This window comes from Chitinophaga sp. G7 BAM 1005 (assembly GCF_057126945.1).
This window is the reverse complement of the sequence record NZ_CP181478.1, coordinates 4,980,625-5,002,127: the sequence shown is the minus strand read 5'-3', so window position 1 is coordinate 5,002,127 and position 21,503 is coordinate 4,980,625. Positions and strand designations below refer to the sequence as shown.

The window sequence follows — 21,503 nt, the reverse complement described above, 5'->3', positions numbered from 1 at the left end:
AAAATGTATTCAAAAGTAAATTATATTTGTAAGCAATAGATGAATGTTCGGCAAAAGGGATCGCGATCCGTTTGTAGTTAAAAACATCAACCAACATCTCAAGTACAATTTAAAACCTGTAATCAGGCCTGCGGGAATAGTATGCCCGGCAGAGAAAAAACGGCCAGAATTTTCTAACAGCTAGCACTGTTCTTCGATACCTAGTATTTATTCAACAATAAATAGATCATGAAAAAACAGCTATTCCGCCTGTTGGCGTTTATGCCGATGCTCGTATTCTTTCAATTTCTTGGAGGCTATGTAATAGCACAGGATGCCCCCCGCACCATCCGGGGGAAAGTTGTAGATGCTCAAACCGGTCAGCCTGTAATCGGCGTAACCGTGCGTCTGCAAAATAAAAAGACCGGTGCTGCAACTAATCAGGAGGGAGTGTTCACCATTGAGGCATTGTCTTCTGATATATTGCAGTTCACATCTATAGGGTATGAAGTCTTATTGATCCCCGTTAAAGACCAGACTTTTATTGCTGCCAAATTAGGCGCATCTAAATCTACCCTGAATGATGTGGTAGTTGTAGGCTATGGCACGCAGAAAAAAATCAATATGACAGGCGCCGTATCTACAGTTAACGCTAAAATGATTGAAGACAGGCCTATTACAACCCTGGCTGGCGCTTTGCAGGGATCGGCTGCAGGATTGGTGATTACCAGGACTTCAGGCCAACCCGGTGCAGAAAATTTTGGGATTCAGATCCGGGGCGCCACCTCTGCAAATGGAGGCGTAAGTCCACTGGTAATATTGGATGGCATCGCATCCTCAACCACGGTATTGCTTACACTCAACCCTAATGATGTTGAGAGTGTTACTATGCTGAAAGATGCCGCAGCCGCTTCAATTTATGGCGCACAGGCTGCCGGCGGAGTAATGATCATTACTACAAAAAAAGGTAAAGCCGGTAAACCTGTGTTTGAATATTCCAATCTGCTCTCCGCCCAGAAACCATTAAATGTTCCTGAGAAATTGAGCCTGCTGGAAGAAATGTTATATGTGAACGTTTCTGCCGCCAATTCAGGCGGAAGCCCCGGCTATTCCTCCACTGATATTAACCGTGTCCGTTTGGGCTTACAGCATTATGTAGATCCGAATGATACTACCCGGTATGTTTATTATAATTCTAAAAGTCAGTTGGCGCAGGTACTTCGCAATAATAGCGCTATGTCTAACCATAATTTTTCTGTAAAAGGAGGAACAGAGAAAACAAGTTATCTGATATCTCTCGGATTGTTTAATCAGAATGGTCTCTTTAAGATAGGGGCCGATAAGTATAAACGATATAATGGCCGCATTAATGTGGGAACCCAGATCACAGATAAAATAACTTTTGATGCCAGGGTAGGCTTTAATGTTACGGATATGTTGCAACCAACCATCACACCAGATGGCACATGGAGTACCAGTCTGTTAAATGTGCTTTACCGTTTCCGCAATCGCAATCCTTTAAGAACTCCCGAAGGCCGTTACCATGATAATTCAGCTTCAGGCATCACCTCTTATGCTATCCTGGATGCAGGCGGACAAATTAAATCACTGGGCAGAAACCTGGACGGGGTTTTTACGCTTAAGTCAAAGGATTTACTGGTTAAAGGCCTTGATCTTACTGTGAAATACGGTGGACAGTATTATAATAACGAAACTGCAAGTTTCTATAAAACAGTACAAACCTGGTTCAGATCAGTGCCGGGAGAAAAACTCCAGGACCCCAATTCATTTGACCGAAGCGTTTCAAGTAACTGGAATAGTAATGTGCAGTTTTTGGCTGATTACGACTGGTCATTTGGAAAGGATCATAGTTTTCATCTGTTGGGAGGCTACCAGTGGAATGATAACCGGTATCAATATCTGAGCGCTTCGGCCAGCAGCCTGGTGAGCAATGACCTGGGTACCCTCAACCTGGGAAATAGTCTCACCAGGGGGAATTCGGATTATATCAGCACCTCAGCCTTTCAGTCTGTATTTGGCAGGTTTAATTATGTGTTCAGGGACAAATTCCTGGTGGAAGCTACGCTTCGGTCAGACGAAAGCTCCCGCCTTTCTCCTGGACGAAGAACAAAGGTATTCCCTGCAGTATCTGCCGGATGGAAGTTACAGAATGAACCCTGGTTTGCAACGATGAAGTCCGTGTTCTCGGAATTTAAAATCAGGGGTTCCTGGGGCCGCCTCGGAAGCGCTGAAGGTGGTATCATCGGACAGTATGATTTTATTGATAAATTGTCTCAGGGCTCCAATGTTGTTTTAGGAAACACAGAAACAAAGTCCACTTATTTCTATAATGGCGCCATTCCGTCGGCAACATTAACCTGGGAAACACTGGAAACTTCCAATATAGGAGTTGATCTGGGATTGCTCAGGAGCAAACTGAATGTCAGCTTTGATTATTATGTGAAACATAATAACAACATGCTGGTACCCCAGCAACTGCCGGTAATATTGGGGATCGCCGCACCCGTTATTAATGGGGGCCGCCTCCGGTCCTGGGGCTGGGAAGTGCAGTTGAGTTACGCCGACAGAACCGATAACGGTATAGATTACGGAATCTCTTTCAATTTATCTGACAACCAGAATAAACTGCTTAAATATAATAATAACAATAGCGTGTGGCTGGGAACAGTTTCGTTACTGGAAGGGTATCCTTTAAATACTATCTGGGGATATCAGACCGATGGATATATTCAGAATCAAAAAGATCTCGATAATTCACCTTTCTACAGCAGCCTGATTGGCATCGGCGATGTGAAATATGTAGACAAAGACCGTAATGGTATCCTTAATAACGGCGCAGGAACCGTTAACAAACGGGGCGACCTGGTGTATCTTGGTAACAACCAACCACGTTATACATTTGGTTGGACAGGCTCTGTTGGCTGGAAAGGAATTGATCTCCAGGTATTCCTGCAGGGAGTGCTGCAGAATACTTTCCTGGCTGAGACAGATGCTATACATCCCTCTACCGGCAGTTGGATAATTCCGCTGAAAATGCATCTTGATTACTGGACGGAAGATAACAGGAATGCGGCGTTCCCTCGCCCCAGAACCGGTACTGCCAGCTACCTGACTTCTGATAAATGGACAATGAACGGAGCGTATATGCGCCTGAAGAACATCCAGGTAGGATATAGTTTGCCTAAGCATCTACTGGAGAAAGTACATGTTAGCCGGCTCCGCTTATTTTTCAGCGCACAGGATATCCTGACCTGGGATAAGCTGGGTATTTTCTCAAATACTTTCAATCCTGAAAGTATGAACAGTGTAGGACACAATTATCCTTTATTCGGTACCTATTCCTTTGGGGTGAATCTTTCTTTTTAATCCAGTAAAAATTCAAGAGATGAAATACATTAAATATCTGATTCTTGCAATTATGCTAACGGGTGCAGGATCTTGTTCGGTAGACCGTGTTCCGGAAACGCAGCTCAGTGATGCTACTTTCTGGCGAAGCGAAGGTGATCTGAATTCGGCAGCCAATTACTTATATACCTTTCTTCCATCGCTTCCCATATATGACGATAATATGTCTATAGATGGATTTGCAGTCAATCCGAATGATGTAAGCAACGGAACAAGGACTGTACCTAACTGGGACGATGATTATGCAAATGCTTACAAGCTGATCAGGGCTGCCTGCAATATTATTGCCAAAGCACCCAGGGCTACATCGGCGGGGGTAGATCCGGGGATTGTAGAAAAATATGTAGCGGAAGCGAGATTTTTCAGAGCCTGGGCATATTACAATCTTGTAAAGCGGTATGGAGATGTTATCCTGGTAACAACTCCGCTTGCCAGTGATGCCAAAGAGTTGACAGCGGCCAGAACAAACCGCGAAATAGTATATGATACGATCTATGCAGATCTTGAATTTGCAGCGGCTAAACTGCAACTGCCCTCTGTTATGGGAGCATCGAACTACGGAAGGATTTCACGTACCGCAGTATGGGCTGTTGAATCCAGGGCGGCGCTTTTTGAAGGCACCTGGAATAAATTTCACAATGCAGGCGAATGGCGCACACACCTGGAAAGGGCAAAGAATGCAGCCGAAAAAGTGATCCAGTCTGGTGAACATAGCTTGTATACAGGGGGCTATTTCAACCTGTATCAATACCAGGCGGAAGGCATGGGGAATAAAGAGAATGTTATGGTAAGACGTTATGGGGCAAACGATGCCAATATTATCAGTTACCACAATATTCCCATGGCAATAATTTCCGGCGGTGTGGTAAATCCCACCAAATACCTTGTTGATGCTCATTTAATGAAAGATGGATTACCAATTGATAAATCGCCCCTCTATAAAAGACCGGATTCAGCGAACCAGGTGTTCAATAACCGGGATAAAAGACTGAGTGAAACGGTAATGAAAAGAGGTGATAATTTTAGTCTTACAGGAAAATTTGTGGTTTCTACCAGTTCTACCGGGTATAATTACAGGAAGTTTGTTATTCAGGAAGACATGGGTAAATCCAGATCTTATATAGATTATGCCATTATCCGCTATGCAGAGGTGCTGCTGAATTATGCTGAGGCCAAATATGAGCTGGATGCCGGTATTACAGACACCGATCTTGACCGAACAATAAACCAGTTGCGTGACCGCGGTGAAGTTGCGCACCTGACCAATGCATTTGCAACTGCTCATGGATTGAATATCCGTGAAGAGATCAGGCGGGAACGCAGAGTAGAACTGTCTATGGAAGGCTTCCGTTATTGGGATCTGTTACGTTGGAAGACGGCAGAAACTGAACTGCCGAAACCCGTATTGGGCGCTTATTTTTTTAAAGATGAATTCCTGGCGCTGGGATATTCCCTGACGCCGAATTTGAATCCGGATAACTACATTATGCCGGAATCCGGTAACATGCGCACTTTCCTGCCGCAAAGAGATTACCTGTGGCCTTTGCCACTTACTGAAATCAGTATGAATCCCAATCTCGTGCAAAATCCTAACTGGAATTAATAAAATTTTAAGAGATGAAAAAATCAGGCTTTCTATTATCAGTAGTAATATTTCTTACGATGGCATATATCGTGGGCTGCAAAAAAGCTGATATTCACAGCAGTCTCCAACCTAAGGTGGATAGTGTTAACAGTATTACGCTCATCACCTATACTAATGTTAAGCTGGGAGGAAGTGATAGTGTTACACTCAGCCGTGGCCGCGGGCTGGCAGCTGCCGTGTCTTACCCATACAAAAATCTGGCGGGCGGGTCATCCAGTATTGATCTGATATTTGATCAGGGAAAATTCTGGAATACAGACCCCCTTACAGGTAACGCTTTTACCGGAGGTAAGTTCCTGATCACAGATCTTACGCCGGCAGCATTTGATGCCCTCAATTCAAAAAGCGCGCTGGAAGCTTACGGGTTCAAAGCTACGCAGGATGCAGTTCCGCTGTCTGCAGGCAAAGTGATATTTGTTCACACAAAAGAGGGCTATAATTGCCTGGTTAAGATCATAACGCTTTTCCCGCCATCAGGCAGCGTCACTTTTGATTACAAGATCGCAGTGCTATGAGATTCTTAAAAAAACAGTTTCATTTTAATTTACTCACTATGAATAGGAAAGTATTTACGCTGGCTGTCGCTATGGCATTTGCCTGGTTTGCGTTACCAGGATGTAAAAAGGATAAATCGGAAGACCTGATCCTGCTCGACTCATATGATGAAGTATGGCTTGGAGGATGGGATGGGGCTAATGGTAGTGGTTTGGATACGGATAACGGACAGGTATATGGATATGGCTCGCTAAAAGGCGCCAGCCGTTATGTTGATTTGTTCTTTGACCGTTCCGCGTTTTTTAGCTACGATGCTGATGGGAATGAATTGCCGGACGTAGGAACAAGATTTGCCGCTACGAACTTTACTCCGGCACAATTTGATGCGATGGCGGATGACAGGGATTTTAGACTCCTGGAACCAACTGCTGCCAATGATTCTATCAGGTTTACACTTAATGAGGTGGTATTATTCAAAACCAGGTGGGGGAAGAAAGGGCTCATCAAGATCATTTCGATGACCAGTCCTACCGGAGATCTTAAATGTGCGCTCAAGGCACAGGAACGTTAGAAAGTGTTTTATTGATAAGAAGAAATTGAAAACTGATGATGATGAGATTCATTACCCGCCGTTTGATATTGCTACCAGTGTTTTTGTTCTTTCGGCCGATCGTAAATAACAGCTTTGCACAAGACCGGACGAAGTTTGAAGATTGCAGTGTATCGCTGGTTTCGGATACGCTAACAATAGGGAATTCAAAAATAGAAAGGAGATTTCTTTGGAATAGTGGCAACCTGGTCTCCCTTGATATTATGAACCGGCAAACCGGGCGGAGAACGGTGTTCCGGAACAGGGATACAGATTTCTCATTGCCTGGTAAGATGCATACTAAAAACGGAGCAGGCTCGCTGGAAGTCAAGGTCATAAGAGAAGAAGATTTCAGAGAGCGCCGGCTGGAGGCAATAGTACTTACCAGGGTAAATGATCTGCAGGTTAAACGGGTGTTTCGGATTTATCCGGAAACACCCGCTATTGCATGTGATTATTATTTCAGAGGGAGCATGGATAGCACTGCTCAACTCCGTATATCCAGCCCCGGTGATCTGGTGAACGTTGAAAATATTTCTGAAGTTAACAAAGAACAGCTTCCGGTAATGCGACTGGATAGGATGGGGTTATCCGGTAACCACTGGAAGGTAAGAGCCGTGCAGTTTTTTGATATCACCGACCGGCATACGACCACCGTAAAATTTACAGATCAGATGGCTTATATTTTTGGAAACCAGCTGGTAGGTAATCTGCTATTGATGAACAATGGAACAGGTAAGGAAGGGCTCTTCTGGTTAAAGGAGGCGCCCTCACCTTCCGTTCAGCACGCATATCCTGGATTTGATTTCTCAGTAAAAACGGGTTCATTTCAAATGACCGGTGCAGGTGTTGAAAGAAAAGATATAGATACGCTCGAATGGATAAGGGGCTATGGCTTTGTTTTTGGGGTGAACGATGGTTCAGAAAATGGTCAGCTGATGTCATTGCGGGAATATCAGTCGCATATCAGGAAGTATATTCCGGCAAGGGATGATATGTTGATGATGAATACATGGGGAGAAAGGGGAGAGGGGGAAAATTTAAATGAAGCTTTTGCATTGAATGAAATCAGCATCGCTGCCAGGCTGGGAATAAATGTATTTCAGCTGGATGCGGGTTGGTACCAGGGAGGAACTAAAAATATGGACTCTTTCTGGCTTCCCCACAAACAAAAATTTCCAAACGGATTGGCGCCCCTGATAGAAGCTGGCAAAAAGAAACATGTGGAGATCAGTCTCTGGTACGAACCAGACCCCGAAAATGATTATGCCCACTGGGAAAGGGATGCCGGGATACTCACACGGATTTATAATAAATACGGCATCAGGATCTATAAGATAGACGGTGTTCAGATAACCTCCAAGAAAGGGGAGATCAATTTCAGAAAGTTGCTCGACTCCGTGTTGATTGCCACTGGTAACAACGCATTTTTTAATATTGATATTACAGCAGGAAGAAGGAATGGCTATCATTATTTCAATGAATATGGCAATTTTTTTCTTGAAAACCGGTATACAGATTGGGGTAACTATTATCCTTATCAGACTTTACGGAATGCCTGGAATCTTTCGCGGTATTTCCCTTTGCAGAAGTTGCTGGTAGAATTTCTGAATACAGAAAGGAACAAGGATAAGTATTCTTCTGATGATGTTTTTGCGCCCGGGCATATTCCATTTGAATATACTTTTGCGATTACCATGATGGCTCAACCGCTGGCATGGCTGGAAGCTCATCGTCTTTCTGCCGGACAGCTGGCAGCTATAGCTCCTGTGGTGGCAAAATACAGGAAGTACCAGCACGACATTCATACAGGCAATATTTTTCCTATTGGTCAGGAGCCGGATGGAAGCTCCTGGACCGGGTTTCAATCTATTCAGAAAGGACGGGGCTATATTATAGTATACAGGGAAGATAACAACAGGGAGGCGGCCTTTCTTAAAACTTTCTTTCGCATGGGCAACCGCGTAAGTTTTAAGCCGCTGACAGGTAAAGGAAAGCCGTTTGTTGCGGTGGCAGGAGATGACGGGCGCATTAAATTTTCCCTTCCTGCTCCTAATAGTTACGCTTTGTATGAGTATAAAATTCAGGAATGATATATTTTTTCTATTCCCTTTGTATGCGTTAAAATGAAAATATGAGTAACACGAATTGGAGCAGACGGTCTTTTATTCAACAAGGTGCGATATTGGGCGCCGGGTTAGGTATGCTGCCGTTAATATCATGGAAAGCATCCGGTAACAGCGATTTTGTGGAGTTTGTATCCCCTGTTGATGGAGATATGCTGCATAACGGAGACGGAAGACGGATGAATAACGGTATAGCCGTTAAGGTAAAAGTTAAGCCTGTTGTATCGGAAAAAGTAAATCTCATCATCAATAATATACAAGCCAAAGAAGATAATGGTATTTATACAGCCGATGTTATACTGAAGAGCTTTGAAAACAAGATCAGCGTACATGATACACTTACCGGACGAAAGAGCACTATCACCATTTTCTACCTGAGCAAACTGAATAATCAGTACCGGCTGTCTATAGATGATGCGATCTGGTTCCTCAAAGATATTCACATCAACGCAGCCGTGTATACAACAATTTTTGACAACCCTTTTCTGGGTTTACTGCGCAGTCTTCATGAAGCATACGGCACAAAGGTGCATATTAACCTGTTTTATGAAACAGATGACTTTAATCTGTCTCAAATGACAGATAAGTTCAAAAGAGAATGGGCACGCAACGCGGACTGGATAAGACTGAGTGTGCATGCGAAGGCCGAATTTCCGGATGACCCATATATTCATGCAGGCTATGGAGAAATGTACCGTGACTGCCATGCCATTAGGACCCAGATACAGCGTTTCGCCGGGAAAGAGGTAATGGATAATACAACAACGCTTCATTGGGGACAGGTGCCGGTAGAAGTGTGCCGGGCTTTAAGAGATGAGGGATATAAGATACAGGTGTGCGACTTCAATGTAGATAATGATCTGCCGCCCTGCTCTTATTATCTCGATGTGCCTCACCGCCGGCATATCAATAAGAGATTCATCTGGAGAGATAATAAGGAGAAGATTATTTTCGTGAAAAGCAGCATTATCATTGATACCGTTAAGTTGCAACATATTAAGGGCTTCCTGGATAGTTACGGCGAAAACAATATTATACCGCCATATGTGGATTTGCTTGTTCACGAACAATATTTTTATCCCGGTTATAAAAATTATCAAAAGGATTACAGGGAGAAACTGACGGCTGCTATTGAATGGGCGCAGAAGCACAACTATACCCCCGGTTTTCTTAGTGAATGTGTTATTTAGAAAAGCAGAATAAAATGACAGATCAACAGGAATGGTTCGTTGTAGAAAACGAATCAAAGATAGACTCGCCGGCATTGCTGGTTTTTCCCGAATATATTAGCAGGAATATATCAGCAATCATAGAACTTACCGGTGATTTAAGTACGCTGAGGCCACATGTAAAAACTGATAAAACACCTGAGATTATTCAATTGATGCGGGATGCTGGTATTAATAAATACAAATGTGCAACTATTGCCGAGGCAGAGATGTTAGCAATGATGGGGGTTAAAGATGTATTGCTTGCCTACCAGCCTACCATCGTTAAAGCGCAGCGGCTCTTTGCATTGATGCGCGCATACCCGGGAACCAGATTTTCCTGTCTCGTAGATAATCTCAGATCGGCAGAAATGCTTTCTTTCCTGGTTGGTGAAAAGAAGCTGACTGTGTATATAGACCTGAATGTAGGGATGAACAGAACCGGTGTTCCGGTGGCGGGCGCTTTTATGCTGTATATGAAGATTAGTAAACTTCAGAATATTGAGATTGCCGGATTACACGCCTACGACGGGCATGTAGATGATGCAGACCCAATAGTAAGAACAGAACGGGCGAAGACTATTTTTGGAGCAGTGATGGCACTTAAAGGAGACATAGAATGGAAAGAAAAGGAAACGCTGGAACTGGTAATCGGTGGTTCTCCCACCTTTGCCGTTTACAGTGGAATGGCAGGGAGGAAAGACGATAAATCCGTACAGGTTAGTCCCGGTACATTTACCTTATGGGATGCCGGGTATCACAAGCTGTTGCCGGAGTTACCTTTTAAGATAGCAGCGGTATTGCTTTGCCGGGTAGTATCAATTATTAATAACAACCTGCTGTGCATTGATCTGGGATATAAATCGGTTTCGGCAGAGAACCCGTTGGATAAGCGGGTGGTGTTTCCGTGGACGCCGGAAGTTGTGCCCGTTTCCCAGAGTGAGGAACATATGGTGATTTCCGTTCCTGATACAAAAAAATTTCATATCGGAGATACACTATATGGTGTGCCCTGGCATATTTGTCCAACGTTGGCACTCTATGAAAGAGTACATGTAGTGAAGAAGAAAAGAATAGCCACCACATGGAAGGTGGTAGCAAGAGACAGAATGATTAATTATTAAGTCGGCTATGGAACATAAGCGAAAGTTAATTATCGATGCCCACCTGGACCTGGGCATGAATGCAGTGGAATGGAACCGTGACCTCCGGTTACCTGTGCAGGAGATCCGTAAACGGGAATCCGGTATGACCGATAAACTGGACAGGGGGAAGAATACGGTATCCCTGCCTGCCCTGAGGGAGGGCAATGTTGGACTGGTGGTGGCCACTCAACTGGCGAGATATATTTCATCGGGGCGGCCCGATGATGGTGACCCGTATTGGAATTCGCCGGAAATATGCTGGAGTATCACACAGGCACAGCGTAGCTACTATAAAGCAATGGAAGATCTGGGAGAAATGGTACAGATCACCGGTAAGAAGGAGTTGCGCGCGCATCTGGATAGCTGGCTGAAAGGAGATGGTGCGGATAACAACCATAAGCCGGTAGGATACATTCTTAGCCTGGAAGGGGCTGATTCCCTGGTAAACCTGAGTTTCCTCGAAAAAGCATATGCTTATGGACTCCGTGCCATTGGGGTGTCTCACTACGGTCAGGGAAGATATGCCGGGGGGAGCGGAACGGAATCCGGATTTACCGGCATCGGCCGCGAATTACTTCGTGAAATGGATAGACTGCATATGATCCTCGACGTAACGCATTTAACGGATCTGGGTTTTATGGAAGCGGTTGAATTGTACAAAGGCCCTGTTTGGGCCAGTCATCATAATTGCAGGGCGGTTATCAGTGGTCAGCGACAATTATCTGATGATCAGTTACGGATATTGATAGACAGAGGAGCCGTAATCGGCGGTGCATTGGATAACTGGATGCTGGCTGAAAACTGGGTGCGTGGGGTTGATGATCCGTTAAAACGTAAGGTAGGGCTGGAGAAATTAATAGATCATTACGACCATATCTGCCAGTTGGCCGGCAATAGTTTGCATTGCGCCATTGGCAGTGATCTCGACGGTATGTATGGAACAGAACAAAGCCCTTACGACCTTGATACGATTGCAGATATGCAAAAAATAGGCAGTCTGTTACTACGGCGTGGCTATAGTGAAGAAGACGTTGACAATATATGCTATGGTAATTGGATGCGTTTTATGGAGGCCAATCTGCCATGATTTTGAAATATTATCTACAAAAAACACTTTAAATTGTATACAAAATTAGAAATGTTTGTTTACTTTTGTAGGAAGTTAGAAGGTGGAAGCTTTGAGTACACCATATACCCGCCAGGTCAACCAATGTTTTTGTATACAATTTTAAAAAGTATTTAATGAATATCGTTGAAGTAAAAAGCACTGTTAAAACGGCTGATACAGGAGCATATTCAGCAGGTGTCCTGGTAAATGGCTGGCTTTACATAAGTGGTCAGGGACCGCTTGATCTGAAAAGCGGAGCGGTTATAAGCGGTTCAATTGAAGAGGAAACAGCGTTAACGTTATCCCATATACGTGAAATTGTGCAGGCAGCAGGAGGGACCATGCAAAACATTGTAAAGTGTACGGTTCATCTCAGTGATATCAATGATTTTGATCGTTTCGATAAAACTTATGCCGCTATTTTCCCGGGGATAAAACCTGCAAGAACAACCGTACAATCTGTTTTGTCAGATGGGATAAAGATTGAAATCGATGCGGTAGCATTTATTGGCTAAAATAAATATCTTCCAATGGACGGAAAAATAAAGATAGGTACAGTAGGTCTGGGACTAATGGGCAGCAGTATCGTTACGTGTCTGCTGGCGGCAGGACATCAGGTAATTTCCATTGTGAAAAGCATTGATGAGGCAGGCCCGGCGAGGGAAAGAGTCCTGGGGTATCTGAAGGAAATGCAGCAGGAAGGCCTTTTATCGGCGTCGCCGGCTGACCTGGTCGATAATCTGACCATCACGGACTCACTGAAAGATTTATCTGCAATGCCGGTGGTCATTGAATCTGTATATGAAGATGCGTACGCCAAGAAACAGATTTATGCTGAATTGGAGAAGTACATACAACCGGATGCCATCATAGGCAGCAACACTTCTGCTATACCGGTTTCCATATTACAGGCAGGTTTAAATCATCCCGAGCGGTTTTTAGGTATACATTGGGCGGAACCCGCTCATATCACCCGTTTCATGGAAATTATCTGTGGCGATAAAACAGATCCGGCAAACGCGGAAAGGATTAAAATACTGGCTGAATACTGGGGTAAAGAACCTTCTGTTCTCCGGAAGGATATCCGTGGATTTATTACAAACAGGATCATGTATGCTATGATCAGAGAAGCTTTTCACCTGGTGGACAAGGGATACGCTACTTATGAAGATGTAGATCGTTCTCTTCGCAACGATCTCGGCGCGTGGATTACTTTTGCGGGACCTTTCCGTTTTATGGATCTGACCGGGATACAGGCTTATGCAACTGTAATGGAAGAACTGTTTCCCGAACTGGACAATTCTGCCGAAATGCCTATATCAATGCGTAAACTGGCAGATGCCGGCGCACAGGGCGTGAGAAATGCACAGGGTTTTTATCCTTATTCCAAAGCATCTGCGGAAGAGTGGGAAAAATGTTTCACCCGCTTTAGTTTCGATATACGCAAACTCGCTGAGAAATACCCGGGCAATATTGGTGATCGGATTAATAACGCAGATAACTCCGCAGAAGAATAATGAAAAGGATCATCATATCATGGGGGTTACTGTTGCTTTGTAACCTGATGTGGGCTTTACAGTTTACCTGCATTAAGTTGGTGCAGGATCAGGTTGGACCCTATTTTACGGTATGGGCGCCTATGACAATGGCCGTTTTATTGCTGCTGCCTTTTATTCTCCGTGAACGTAATGATCAGAAGAGATCTGTATCTGATTTGCTCGTTTTTGTGAGACTGGGCTTGTTGGGAGCTTTCCCTGCCCAGGTATTGATGACCTGGGGAACACAATATTCTACCGCTACCAATGCTGCTGTATTAACCCTCAGCCTGCCGGTAATATCCACGCTCTTTGCTTTTCTCATGCTGAAGGAGAAAATGAACCCGGTAAGGTGGATCAGTTTTGCGGTAGCCATTATAGGTGTCGTATTATGCACGTTTGGAGATATAAGACAGGCTGATTTTACGGCTGGCTATACAGTAGGGAACCTGCTCATTTTCCTGGCAATCGTGGGAAATGCATATTACAATACCGGTTGTAAGGCTATAGCCTCACGCTATTCTGAAATTGAAATGGTATTCTACACATACGTTGTCATGATCATTTTTCTGACACCGCTTGTACTGTTTTATGAACCGGAAGTGTTCGGAAGAATAGGCGTGTTCACTGTACAAACATGGACCGGCTTAGCATTGCTTACACTCTTTCATAATTTCTTATCCATGGTGCTCTTTTTCAAAGCACTCAAAACGCTGGATGCCATGCAGGTGGCCCTCTCCAATTATATGATCACTTTCATGGGATTACCAATTGCAGCTATCTGGCTGGGGGAAGCACTCAGTGGTTATGCTATTGCCGGTGGTATGCTGGTACTGGCAGGTACATTAATCGTCACTATTGTGGATTATCGAATGAGTAATCATACAGCCATCATAAAAAACTAAAAAATGGAAAATTTTAAACCCTTGAAAGGTGTAGTACCAATTATACCAACTCCGTTTACAAAAGAAGAAGAGATCGATGAAGAAAGTTTGCGGAATCTCGTGGATTTTGCTGTTAACGCGGGTGTGGAAGCGGCGTGTTTGCCCGCTTATGCAAGCGAATTTTATAAATTGACAGATGATGAAAAACTAAGGGTCGTAAAGATAGCTGTGGATCAGGCAGCGGGAAGGATCAAGATCATCGGCCAGTCCAATCATGCGTCACTGAAACTGGCAATTAAATTAGCACAGGCGAATGTAGATGCTGGCGCGGATGTTATTTCTCTGGCTGTACCGCGTATTTTCAACCTGCCGGAATCCTCTATTGAGGAATACCTGGGTGAATTTATGGAATCTATTCCCAATACGCCGGTGCTGGTGCAGGATTTTAATCCCGGTGGCCAGTCTATCAGTGTGGAAATGATTTGCAATCTCATGAAAAAACATGGCAACTTCAAATACCTCAAACTGGAAGAACCCCTCTGTGCGCCCAAGTTCAAAGAAATCATTGATGCTACAAACGGAAATGTAGGGCTATTTGAAGGCTGGGGAGGATTATATATGCTGGAGCTGATACCTACAGGTATTACCGGCGTGATGCCTGGCTTAGGAGTGTCCGATATATTACAGAAGGTTTTTCTGTTGAGAAAAGCAGGGGATAATGATAAGGCAATGCGGCTTTTCGAGAAGGTAATGCCCCAGATATTCTTTTCTCTGCAGAATATGGAATTGTTCCACTACGCGGAAAAAGAATTATTAATGGCACGGGGCATACTGAGAAACAGCCATGTCCGCAAGGCATCTTACACACCGGATGCTTCTACCGCAAGCTATATCAGGGAATTGAATCAAAACATCCTGGAATTAGTAGGGGAAGGAGTTATGCAATAAATTTTTGCTTTCAGATAATCACATATAATGAAAAGAATTTTCACCATCCTGGTTGTATGCATACCTGTTATTTGTTGTTATGCCGCACTGGCCGGCGATAACGGGAACGCCGGTAAGTTCCGCCTGTTGCCAACGCCACAGAAAGTGGAATGGAATAATGGTACAGGCTTAAAAAGCAATGAACTGAAGGGGATTTTTCTGAAAGGTGGTTTGAAACGCCCCGCATTGGTTTATCCCTTAGACAACCTGCCGCTGGCAGACCATCCGGGGAAAGGGATACTCACATTGGAAATCTCAAACAACAAAGAGTTGCCGGCTTCCAATGAATCCTATATACTCCAGATACAGAACGGCGGGGTAACGATTTCCGGTAAAGACGATGCGGGGGTATTTTACGGATGTCAAACCTTGTTGCAAATGCTGGAAGATGCAACGGATCAGCGCATAGACATACCTGCGTGCAGGATTACTGATTTCCCGGATATCCCGTACAGAGCCGTGCATCTGGATCTGAAGTACCATCTTGAAAAAATGGAATATTACTACAGGATGATGGATCGGCTGGCCGGAATCAAAGTAAATGCAGTGATCATTGAATTTGAAGATAAGCTCAGGTATAGAAAAGCAGATAAGGTAGGATCGGGAAATGCGGTGTCAATAGACGAATTTGCGGCATTATCCCGTTATGCAAAGGAACGGCATATTGAAATCAGCCCGTTGGTGCAGGGCCTGGGGCATGTGTCCTTTATTCTTAAGCACGATATTTATACACATTTGCGCGATGACAGGAAGATAGACTGGGTAATTGATCCCCTCAACCCGGAAACTTATGACCTGCATTTCAAAATGTATGATGATGCGATGGCGGCAACACCCGGCAGCAAATATCTGCACATAGGAGGAGATGAGGTGTATAACCTGGGCGCTTCGGAGTTGTGTAAACGCTCTGGCATGAAACCCTTTGAATTGCAGATGTACTGGTTAAATAAAGTTTGTAAATATGTAACAGATCATGGCCGTACACCTATTTTCTGGGATGATATGGTATTTTCACTCTCCAATCTGTACGGCACCATGCGTAATGACAAAATGCTTGATGCTGCATGGGTGGAAAAGGAATGGGCAGAGAAACAACATCTCCTGGATGAGAATGTAGGCTTATTCCCTAAGAATTGTATTTACATGCGATGGAATTATAACTTCCCGAAAATACAGGGAAACACCAAAGCCATTGACTGGTTTATGGCCAATGGTATGCAGGTGTGGGGGGCGCCGGCCGCGCAGGATATGTCTCCTATGTTGCCAAGACAAAATTCTATTTATCAGCCAACAAAAGATTTCTGTGAGATTGCCGTGGAGAAAAAATTGCCCGGCATGTTATTAACGGCCTGGGATGACTCCTCTCCGCATATGGAAACTTTCTGGCGTGGCTTCTACGATTATGCAGGTTTATCGTGGAACTACCAGGATATTGATGCCGCTGCGGCTCATAAAATATTCCGTCATCGTTTTTATGCGCCGGAACTGGCAGCCCCGCAATATGAATTCCAGGACTCCCTGGAACAGGCACTGGATTTCTGGGACGTGGCACTGATCAACCAGGGGCACAGAAGACATTATCCTTATAAGATGGATCTTATTGCTCTTCCGCACCGCGACAGTACAGGCGCCTGGAGCAAAAAATACGCAGATAAGGTGGAACGTGCGCAACTGGAGTTAAAGCGATATTCAAATATCAGGGCTGTGATAGCTGAAAATAAAAAAAAGGTACGCAGAAACCGGTATTCACTGGAGTTATTAACTGTGATGAATGAGTTACAAATCTATCCGTCCAGACTGTTGTTGGTCTTACAAGACTATGATATGGCAAAGGACAAAGACCGGATAAAGAAGGAACTTGGTAGCCTGGTTCATTCCTTCCCTGCATTGCGAAAGCAATATGAAGATGTATTTTCTGAAGAAAGGTTTCTATCAAATCCACCCGGATATATATTGGATCAGAACAATGATCCGATGCTGGGGAATGGAACAAATAACAGCGATTGGATGCATGTCTTTGAACTTGCCATCAATGATAAATTGTTAAAGTGGTTGAATGAAAACTAGGATTGTTATACTTCTGTTTGTTTTTTTTGAGAGTTTGCTGATAGCGCCTGCACCGGCATTTTCATCGCCGCCCGGGGATTCCCCGGGCAGCGATGAGGCAAACTTCCTTAAACACTTCAGGTTAGTTCCGTTTCCGCAAAATGTAGTATTCCTTAAAGGTGCAGGACTTGCCTGCGATGCGCTGGGGAGTATATACATGGAAGGCCTGGCACATAGGCCGGTACTGCGGGCGCCCTTATCTACGCTGCCTGTTGCAGAAAGCCCGGGGAAAGGAGTGCTCACTTTACAAATAAAGAACGATCCGTCATTACCGGCTTCCCAGGAAGGATATAAAGTGGAAGTGACTGCCAGGCAGGTGGTAATAACAGCAAAAAGTGAGGCCGGTATTTTTTATGGTTGCCAGACGTTGCAGCAAATGCTGGAAGATGCCAGGGATCAGTCGCTACTCATACCTGCGTGTACTGTAACGGATTTTCCGGATATATCTTACAGGGCCGTACACCTGGATTTGAAGTATCACCTGGATAATCTCGACTATTATTACCAGATGATGGACCGCCTGGCAGCCGTTAAAGTGAACGCGGTTATCCTGGAATTTGAGGATAAATTAAGGTATCGCACCGCACCTGTGATCGGAGCAGAAAACGCTATTTCCATAGATGAATTTGCAGCGCTCAGCAGATATGCCAGTCAAAGACACATTGAGATCAGTCCGCTGGTGCAGGGCTTGGGACATGTGGCTTTCATCCTGAAACATGATGAATATGTAGGTTTGAGGGATGATCCGCGGAAAGACTGGGTGTTTGATCCGCTGGATTCCGGTACTTATGCCTTACAATTCAGGTTATACGATGAGGCGATTGCCGCAACTCCCAATGGTAAATATCTGCATGTAGGCGGAGATGAAGTGTATAATCTCGGCCGGTCGGCAGCCAGCAGGAAGTCGGGCATGACTACCTTCCAGTTACAGATGTACTGGTTGAACAAAGTTTGCGCCTATGCACGGGAGCATAACAGGATCCCTATTTTCTGGGATGATATGATCTTTTCCCTTTCAGGTATCTATATGTCTATGCACGATACCCATACACCAGCTGATTCCGTCAATTTATTATGGGAAAAGAATGCACCGAAAATTGAGCAATATCTGCATCTTTTTCCTAAAGACTGCATATACATGCGCTGGCACTATACATACCCGCGGCTGCAGGGTAATCAGAACGCCGTAAACTGGCTTAAATCCCACCAGCTGAAAGTAATGGGCGCCAGTGCGGTACAGGAGATGCATCCCATGATGCCTCGTAACCGATCGCTTTTTAACCCCATAAAAGATTTTAGCTGGGTAGCTGTTACGCACGGATTGGAGGGCATGCTGGCAACTGCCTGGGATGATTCATCCCCCCACTTCGAAACATTCTGGCGTGGGATATATGATTATGCCTGGTTGAGCTGGAAATATACTGATATCGGGCCGGATGAAGCACATGCCGCATTCCGCCATCGTTTCTATGGACCGGCTTTAAGTAATGAGAGATTTGAATTTCAGGATTCACTGGAATTTTCATTGAATTTCCAGGACACCGCATTTGTTAAAAACAGCTCCAGGATCACGGTGCCGGAAAAAATTGACCTCATAGAACTTCCCGGTTCAGAACTGGCCGCAGATGTATGGCGGACTGTTTACAGGAACCGGGTTAACCTTGCCCGTAAAGAAATTAAACGGTATGAAGCAACCCGGAACATTATTAAAGACAATATAAAATCGGCAAGACGTAATCACTATGCGTTGCGCCTTTTTGAAAGGATCAATGAATTACAGATCTATAATGCAAAAATACTGGACCTGCTGGATGACTATGCAGGGGAAACTACACCGGACGGCCGGCAGCGTGCGGTATTAAAGATCAGGTCTGCAGCGGGCGGATTTGCAGGCTTGAGAAAAGAATATGAGCAGGTGTTTTCGGAAACAAGATTTTTGGAAAGGCCGCCAGGGTACCTGATGGATGATAATTATGACACAATGCTGGCAAATGCCACACAAACAAGCTCAGACTGGATGTACCTTTTTGAATTGAAAATGAATGCAAAACTTGAAGCATGGATTAAAACCTTGCAATAGTGCATCAATAGTAAACTTATTCCCATACACATAAAAGTCATACTAAAATGAATAATTTAAAGTCAGGCGCATTGCTTATCATTTTCTCCGCCGGTATACTTTTTACCGGATGTAAGCAGAAGCGCTATGCGGAGGGGAAGACCGTGGAAGATGAACTGAAGAGTTTTGTTTTGGAGGATGGTTTTGACATTGAAAATGTTGCTGCTGAACCGCAGGTTGTTATGCCTATTTCCATGGCAATCGATGAGGATGGTAATACATACGTGGTAGAAATGGAGGACTATCCATTTGTAGCTGATGCGGCCGCGGGGAAAGGTAATATAAAAATGTTGCAGGATGTTGACGGCGATGGTAAGTTCGATTCTGCTTATGTATTTGCACAGCGGATTCCCGATGCCACATCTGTACTTCCCTACAAAAAAGGTATTCTTGTTACGGCTGCCCCGAATATTTTATTCATGAAGGATACGAATGGGGATCATAGAGCGGATGTTATTGATACCATATTCACCGGCTTTTTTACCGGAAACTCAGAAGCACAGATCACCAGTCTCACATATGGGATAGACAACTGGATCTATGCCAATAATCATGGACAGGCAGGACAGGTGAGATTTTTGAAAAGGCCTGATCTGGCGCCGGTGTCAATGGGAGGTCACGATTTCAGGTTCAGACTTGATAAAGAACAGTTTGAAGCGGAGTCCGGAACCGGGCAATATGGCCTGGCCATCAATGACTGGAATCATCGTTTCTATACGCAGAATACATTGCATATACAAACGAATCCAATTGCCTGGAGATATCTTCACAGGCATGACTATCTGCCTTCCTACGGCGGCGATTACAATCCATCTGATCATGAGATTGAAATGTTCCAGTTAACGCCGCCGCCTTACTGGAGGAAAGAACGGAGCGAAAGACGCCAGCGCCAGTATGATTCGCTGAAATTAGACCAGGTGGAGTGGATTTCAGGACATTTTACAGGAGCCTCGGGCGCCACATTTTATGGTGGAGACAATTTCCCTAAAGAGTATTACGGTTCCATTTTTACGGGAGAAGTTTCCGGAAATCTTGTGCACAGAGATGTTTTAACACGTACACCAAATCAATCATTATATACCGCCAGCCGCGGACCACTTGAAAAAAAGAAGGAATTTCTGGCGTCCAAAGATTCCTGGTTTCGTCCTACTTCGTTTTATTCCGGCCCGGACGGCAACCTGTATGTGATTGATATGTACCGTCAACATATTGAAACACCAGTTTCTATACCTGACGACCTGAAAGCCGATATGGATTTCTATGCGGGTAATGACAAAGGGAGGATCTACCTGATTTATCCAAAAGGGGGAAAGAAAGTAGTTAAACCACAGATGAACGCCTTGAGTAGTGGTGAACTGGTGAAACTGCTGACACATCCCGCTGCCTGGTGGCGTACCCAGGCGCAACGCCTGTTAATTGACCGCCAGGATCAATCCATAGTGCCGGCTGTCAGAGCTATTTTGGTTTCCAATACGGATGCCAGGTATCGTTTACGGGCCTTATATACGCTGGAGGGCCTTCAGGCACTCACAGCAGCTGATGTAAAGGCTGCCGTGAATGATGCGGACGCCGGAGTCAGAGAGCATGGCGCCATACTGTCTGAAAGGTTTCCGGAACTATTGCCGGAACTATTGAAACTGACAAATGATAGTGTGGCTTATGTTGTATTTCAGGCTGCCCTGAGTGTGGGAAATGCGCCAGCCGATAAAGCAATACAGGCATTAAGCCTTATGCTGACCAGGCACAGTGCAGATTCAATACTGAATATTGCCGTGTTGAGCGCCCAACCCGGTACCTCTTTGAAATTTTTGCAGGCATTGAAAAATAGCGGAAACTATTTTGAAACGCCTGGCAAATACAAGCTGCAGTTTTTAAAGTCATTTGGTTATATCAATGGCGCGAGAAATGAGGGGGCAGAAATTGCTGCACTGGCAGGCTTCTTACAGGATCCGGTTATTGTAAAAAATGCGGGATGGGCGGATGCTGTTACTACAGGATTGCTGGAAGGTCTTACCGCTGAGGAAAAAACACTATCGGCAGACGCGTTGAAAGCCCTGAAGAAATACGAAGGGAGCTTAACAGATCCCATTATAAAGAATACGGTAGCAAAACTATTACAACAGGTAACTTCTTCCAAATAATCTAAAAAGA

15 protein-coding genes are annotated in these 21,503 nt (G+C 44.5%); all 15 read left to right on the top strand.

The window, feature by feature from the left end; translation table 11 throughout:
- Positions 1-228 precede the first annotated feature (228 nt).
- Positions 229-3,366: a SusC/RagA family TonB-linked outer membrane protein gene (locus ACMXI2_RS19940; protein ID WP_483777824.1), complete on the top strand. Its 3,138-nt coding sequence runs from the start codon at positions 229-231 to the stop codon at positions 3,364-3,366.
- Between the two features lie 19 nt (positions 3,367-3,385).
- Entirely contained in the window at positions 3,386-5,008 is a 1,623-nt protein-coding gene (locus ACMXI2_RS19935; protein ID WP_483777823.1) for a RagB/SusD family nutrient uptake outer membrane protein, read from the top strand.
- Between the two features lie 14 nt (positions 5,009-5,022).
- Positions 5,023-5,565 (top strand): hypothetical protein, encoded by a 543-nt coding sequence (locus tag ACMXI2_RS19930; RefSeq protein WP_483777822.1) that lies wholly within the window; start codon positions 5,023-5,025, stop codon positions 5,563-5,565.
- Between the two features lie 38 nt (positions 5,566-5,603).
- Entirely contained in the window at positions 5,604-6,116 is a 513-nt protein-coding gene (locus ACMXI2_RS19925; protein ID WP_483777821.1) for a hypothetical protein, read from the top strand.
- Between the two features lie 35 nt (positions 6,117-6,151).
- The gene (locus ACMXI2_RS19920) at positions 6,152-8,227 is read left to right on the top strand and encodes an alpha-galactosidase (protein ID WP_483777820.1); all 2,076 of its coding nucleotides are present in this window, start codon (positions 6,152-6,154) and stop codon (positions 8,225-8,227) included.
- 41 nt (positions 8,228-8,268) lie between these two features.
- On the top strand, positions 8,269-9,450 hold the full coding sequence (locus tag ACMXI2_RS19915; RefSeq protein ID WP_483777819.1) for a hypothetical protein: 1,182 nt from the start codon (positions 8,269-8,271) through the stop codon (positions 9,448-9,450).
- A gap of 14 nt (positions 9,451-9,464) precedes the next feature.
- Positions 9,465-10,592 (top strand): D-TA family PLP-dependent enzyme, encoded by a 1,128-nt coding sequence (locus ACMXI2_RS19910; RefSeq protein WP_483777818.1) that lies wholly within the window; start codon positions 9,465-9,467, stop codon positions 10,590-10,592.
- A 7-nt stretch (positions 10,593-10,599) separates the two neighbouring features.
- The gene (locus ACMXI2_RS19905; RefSeq protein WP_483777817.1) at positions 10,600-11,700 is read left to right on the top strand and encodes a dipeptidase; all 1,101 of its coding nucleotides are present in this window, start codon (positions 10,600-10,602) and stop codon (positions 11,698-11,700) included.
- 155 nt (positions 11,701-11,855) lie between these two features.
- Positions 11,856-12,236 (top strand): RidA family protein, encoded by a 381-nt coding sequence (locus ACMXI2_RS19900; protein ID WP_483777816.1) that lies wholly within the window; start codon positions 11,856-11,858, stop codon positions 12,234-12,236.
- Between the two features lie 15 nt (positions 12,237-12,251).
- On the top strand, positions 12,252-13,238 hold the full coding sequence (locus ACMXI2_RS19895; RefSeq protein WP_483777815.1) for a 3-hydroxyacyl-CoA dehydrogenase family protein: 987 nt from the start codon (positions 12,252-12,254) through the stop codon (positions 13,236-13,238).
- Positions 13,238-14,161: a DMT family transporter gene (locus ACMXI2_RS19890; protein ID WP_483777814.1), complete on the top strand. Its 924-nt coding sequence runs from the start codon at positions 13,238-13,240 to the stop codon at positions 14,159-14,161. The genes ACMXI2_RS19895 and ACMXI2_RS19890 overlap by 1 nt, the downstream gene beginning before the upstream one ends.
- A gap of 3 nt (positions 14,162-14,164) precedes the next feature.
- Positions 14,165-15,088 carry a dihydrodipicolinate synthase family protein gene (locus ACMXI2_RS19885; protein WP_483777813.1) on the top strand — a complete coding sequence of 308 codons (924 nt, stop codon included), beginning with the start codon at positions 14,165-14,167 and terminating at the stop codon, positions 15,086-15,088.
- A 27-nt stretch (positions 15,089-15,115) separates the two neighbouring features.
- On the top strand, positions 15,116-17,194 hold the full coding sequence (locus ACMXI2_RS19880) for a family 20 glycosylhydrolase (RefSeq protein WP_483777812.1): 2,079 nt from the start codon (positions 15,116-15,118) through the stop codon (positions 17,192-17,194).
- The gene (locus ACMXI2_RS19875) at positions 17,184-19,313 is read left to right on the top strand and encodes a glycoside hydrolase family 20 zincin-like fold domain-containing protein (RefSeq protein ID WP_483777811.1); all 2,130 of its coding nucleotides are present in this window, start codon (positions 17,184-17,186) and stop codon (positions 19,311-19,313) included. Before ACMXI2_RS19880 ends, ACMXI2_RS19875 begins: the two co-directional genes overlap by 11 nt.
- Positions 19,314-19,360: 47 nt before the next feature.
- Positions 19,361-21,493 (top strand): PVC-type heme-binding CxxCH protein, encoded by a 2,133-nt coding sequence (locus ACMXI2_RS19870; RefSeq protein WP_483777810.1) that lies wholly within the window; start codon positions 19,361-19,363, stop codon positions 21,491-21,493.
- Positions 21,494-21,503: the final 10 nt, after the last annotated feature.

Coding starts and splice junctions, on each gene's coding strand:
- ACMXI2_RS19895 (WP_483777815.1), top strand. CDS start 12,252: ATGGACGGAAAAATAAAGATAGGTACAGTAGGTCTGGGACTAATGGGC.
- ACMXI2_RS19925 (WP_483777821.1), top strand. CDS start 5,604: ATGAATAGGAAAGTATTTACGCTGGCTGTCGCTATGGCATTTGCCTGG.
- ACMXI2_RS19875 (WP_483777811.1), top strand. CDS start 17,184: ATGAAAACTAGGATTGTTATACTTCTGTTTGTTTTTTTTGAGAGTTTG.
- ACMXI2_RS19940 (WP_483777824.1), top strand. CDS start 229: ATGAAAAAACAGCTATTCCGCCTGTTGGCGTTTATGCCGATGCTCGTA.
- ACMXI2_RS19900 (WP_483777816.1), top strand. CDS start 11,856: ATGAATATCGTTGAAGTAAAAAGCACTGTTAAAACGGCTGATACAGGA.
- ACMXI2_RS19915 (WP_483777819.1), top strand. CDS start 8,269: ATGAGTAACACGAATTGGAGCAGACGGTCTTTTATTCAACAAGGTGCG.
- ACMXI2_RS19885 (WP_483777813.1), top strand. CDS start 14,165: ATGGAAAATTTTAAACCCTTGAAAGGTGTAGTACCAATTATACCAACT.
- ACMXI2_RS19910 (WP_483777818.1), top strand. CDS start 9,465: ATGACAGATCAACAGGAATGGTTCGTTGTAGAAAACGAATCAAAGATA.
- ACMXI2_RS19890 (WP_483777814.1), top strand. CDS start 13,238: ATGAAAAGGATCATCATATCATGGGGGTTACTGTTGCTTTGTAACCTG.
- ACMXI2_RS19880 (WP_483777812.1), top strand. CDS start 15,116: ATGAAAAGAATTTTCACCATCCTGGTTGTATGCATACCTGTTATTTGT.
- ACMXI2_RS19930 (WP_483777822.1), top strand. CDS start 5,023: ATGAAAAAATCAGGCTTTCTATTATCAGTAGTAATATTTCTTACGATG.
- ACMXI2_RS19905 (WP_483777817.1), top strand. CDS start 10,600: ATGGAACATAAGCGAAAGTTAATTATCGATGCCCACCTGGACCTGGGC.
- ACMXI2_RS19920 (WP_483777820.1), top strand. CDS start 6,152: ATGATGATGAGATTCATTACCCGCCGTTTGATATTGCTACCAGTGTTT.
- ACMXI2_RS19870 (WP_483777810.1), top strand. CDS start 19,361: ATGAATAATTTAAAGTCAGGCGCATTGCTTATCATTTTCTCCGCCGGT.
- ACMXI2_RS19935 (WP_483777823.1), top strand. CDS start 3,386: ATGAAATACATTAAATATCTGATTCTTGCAATTATGCTAACGGGTGCA.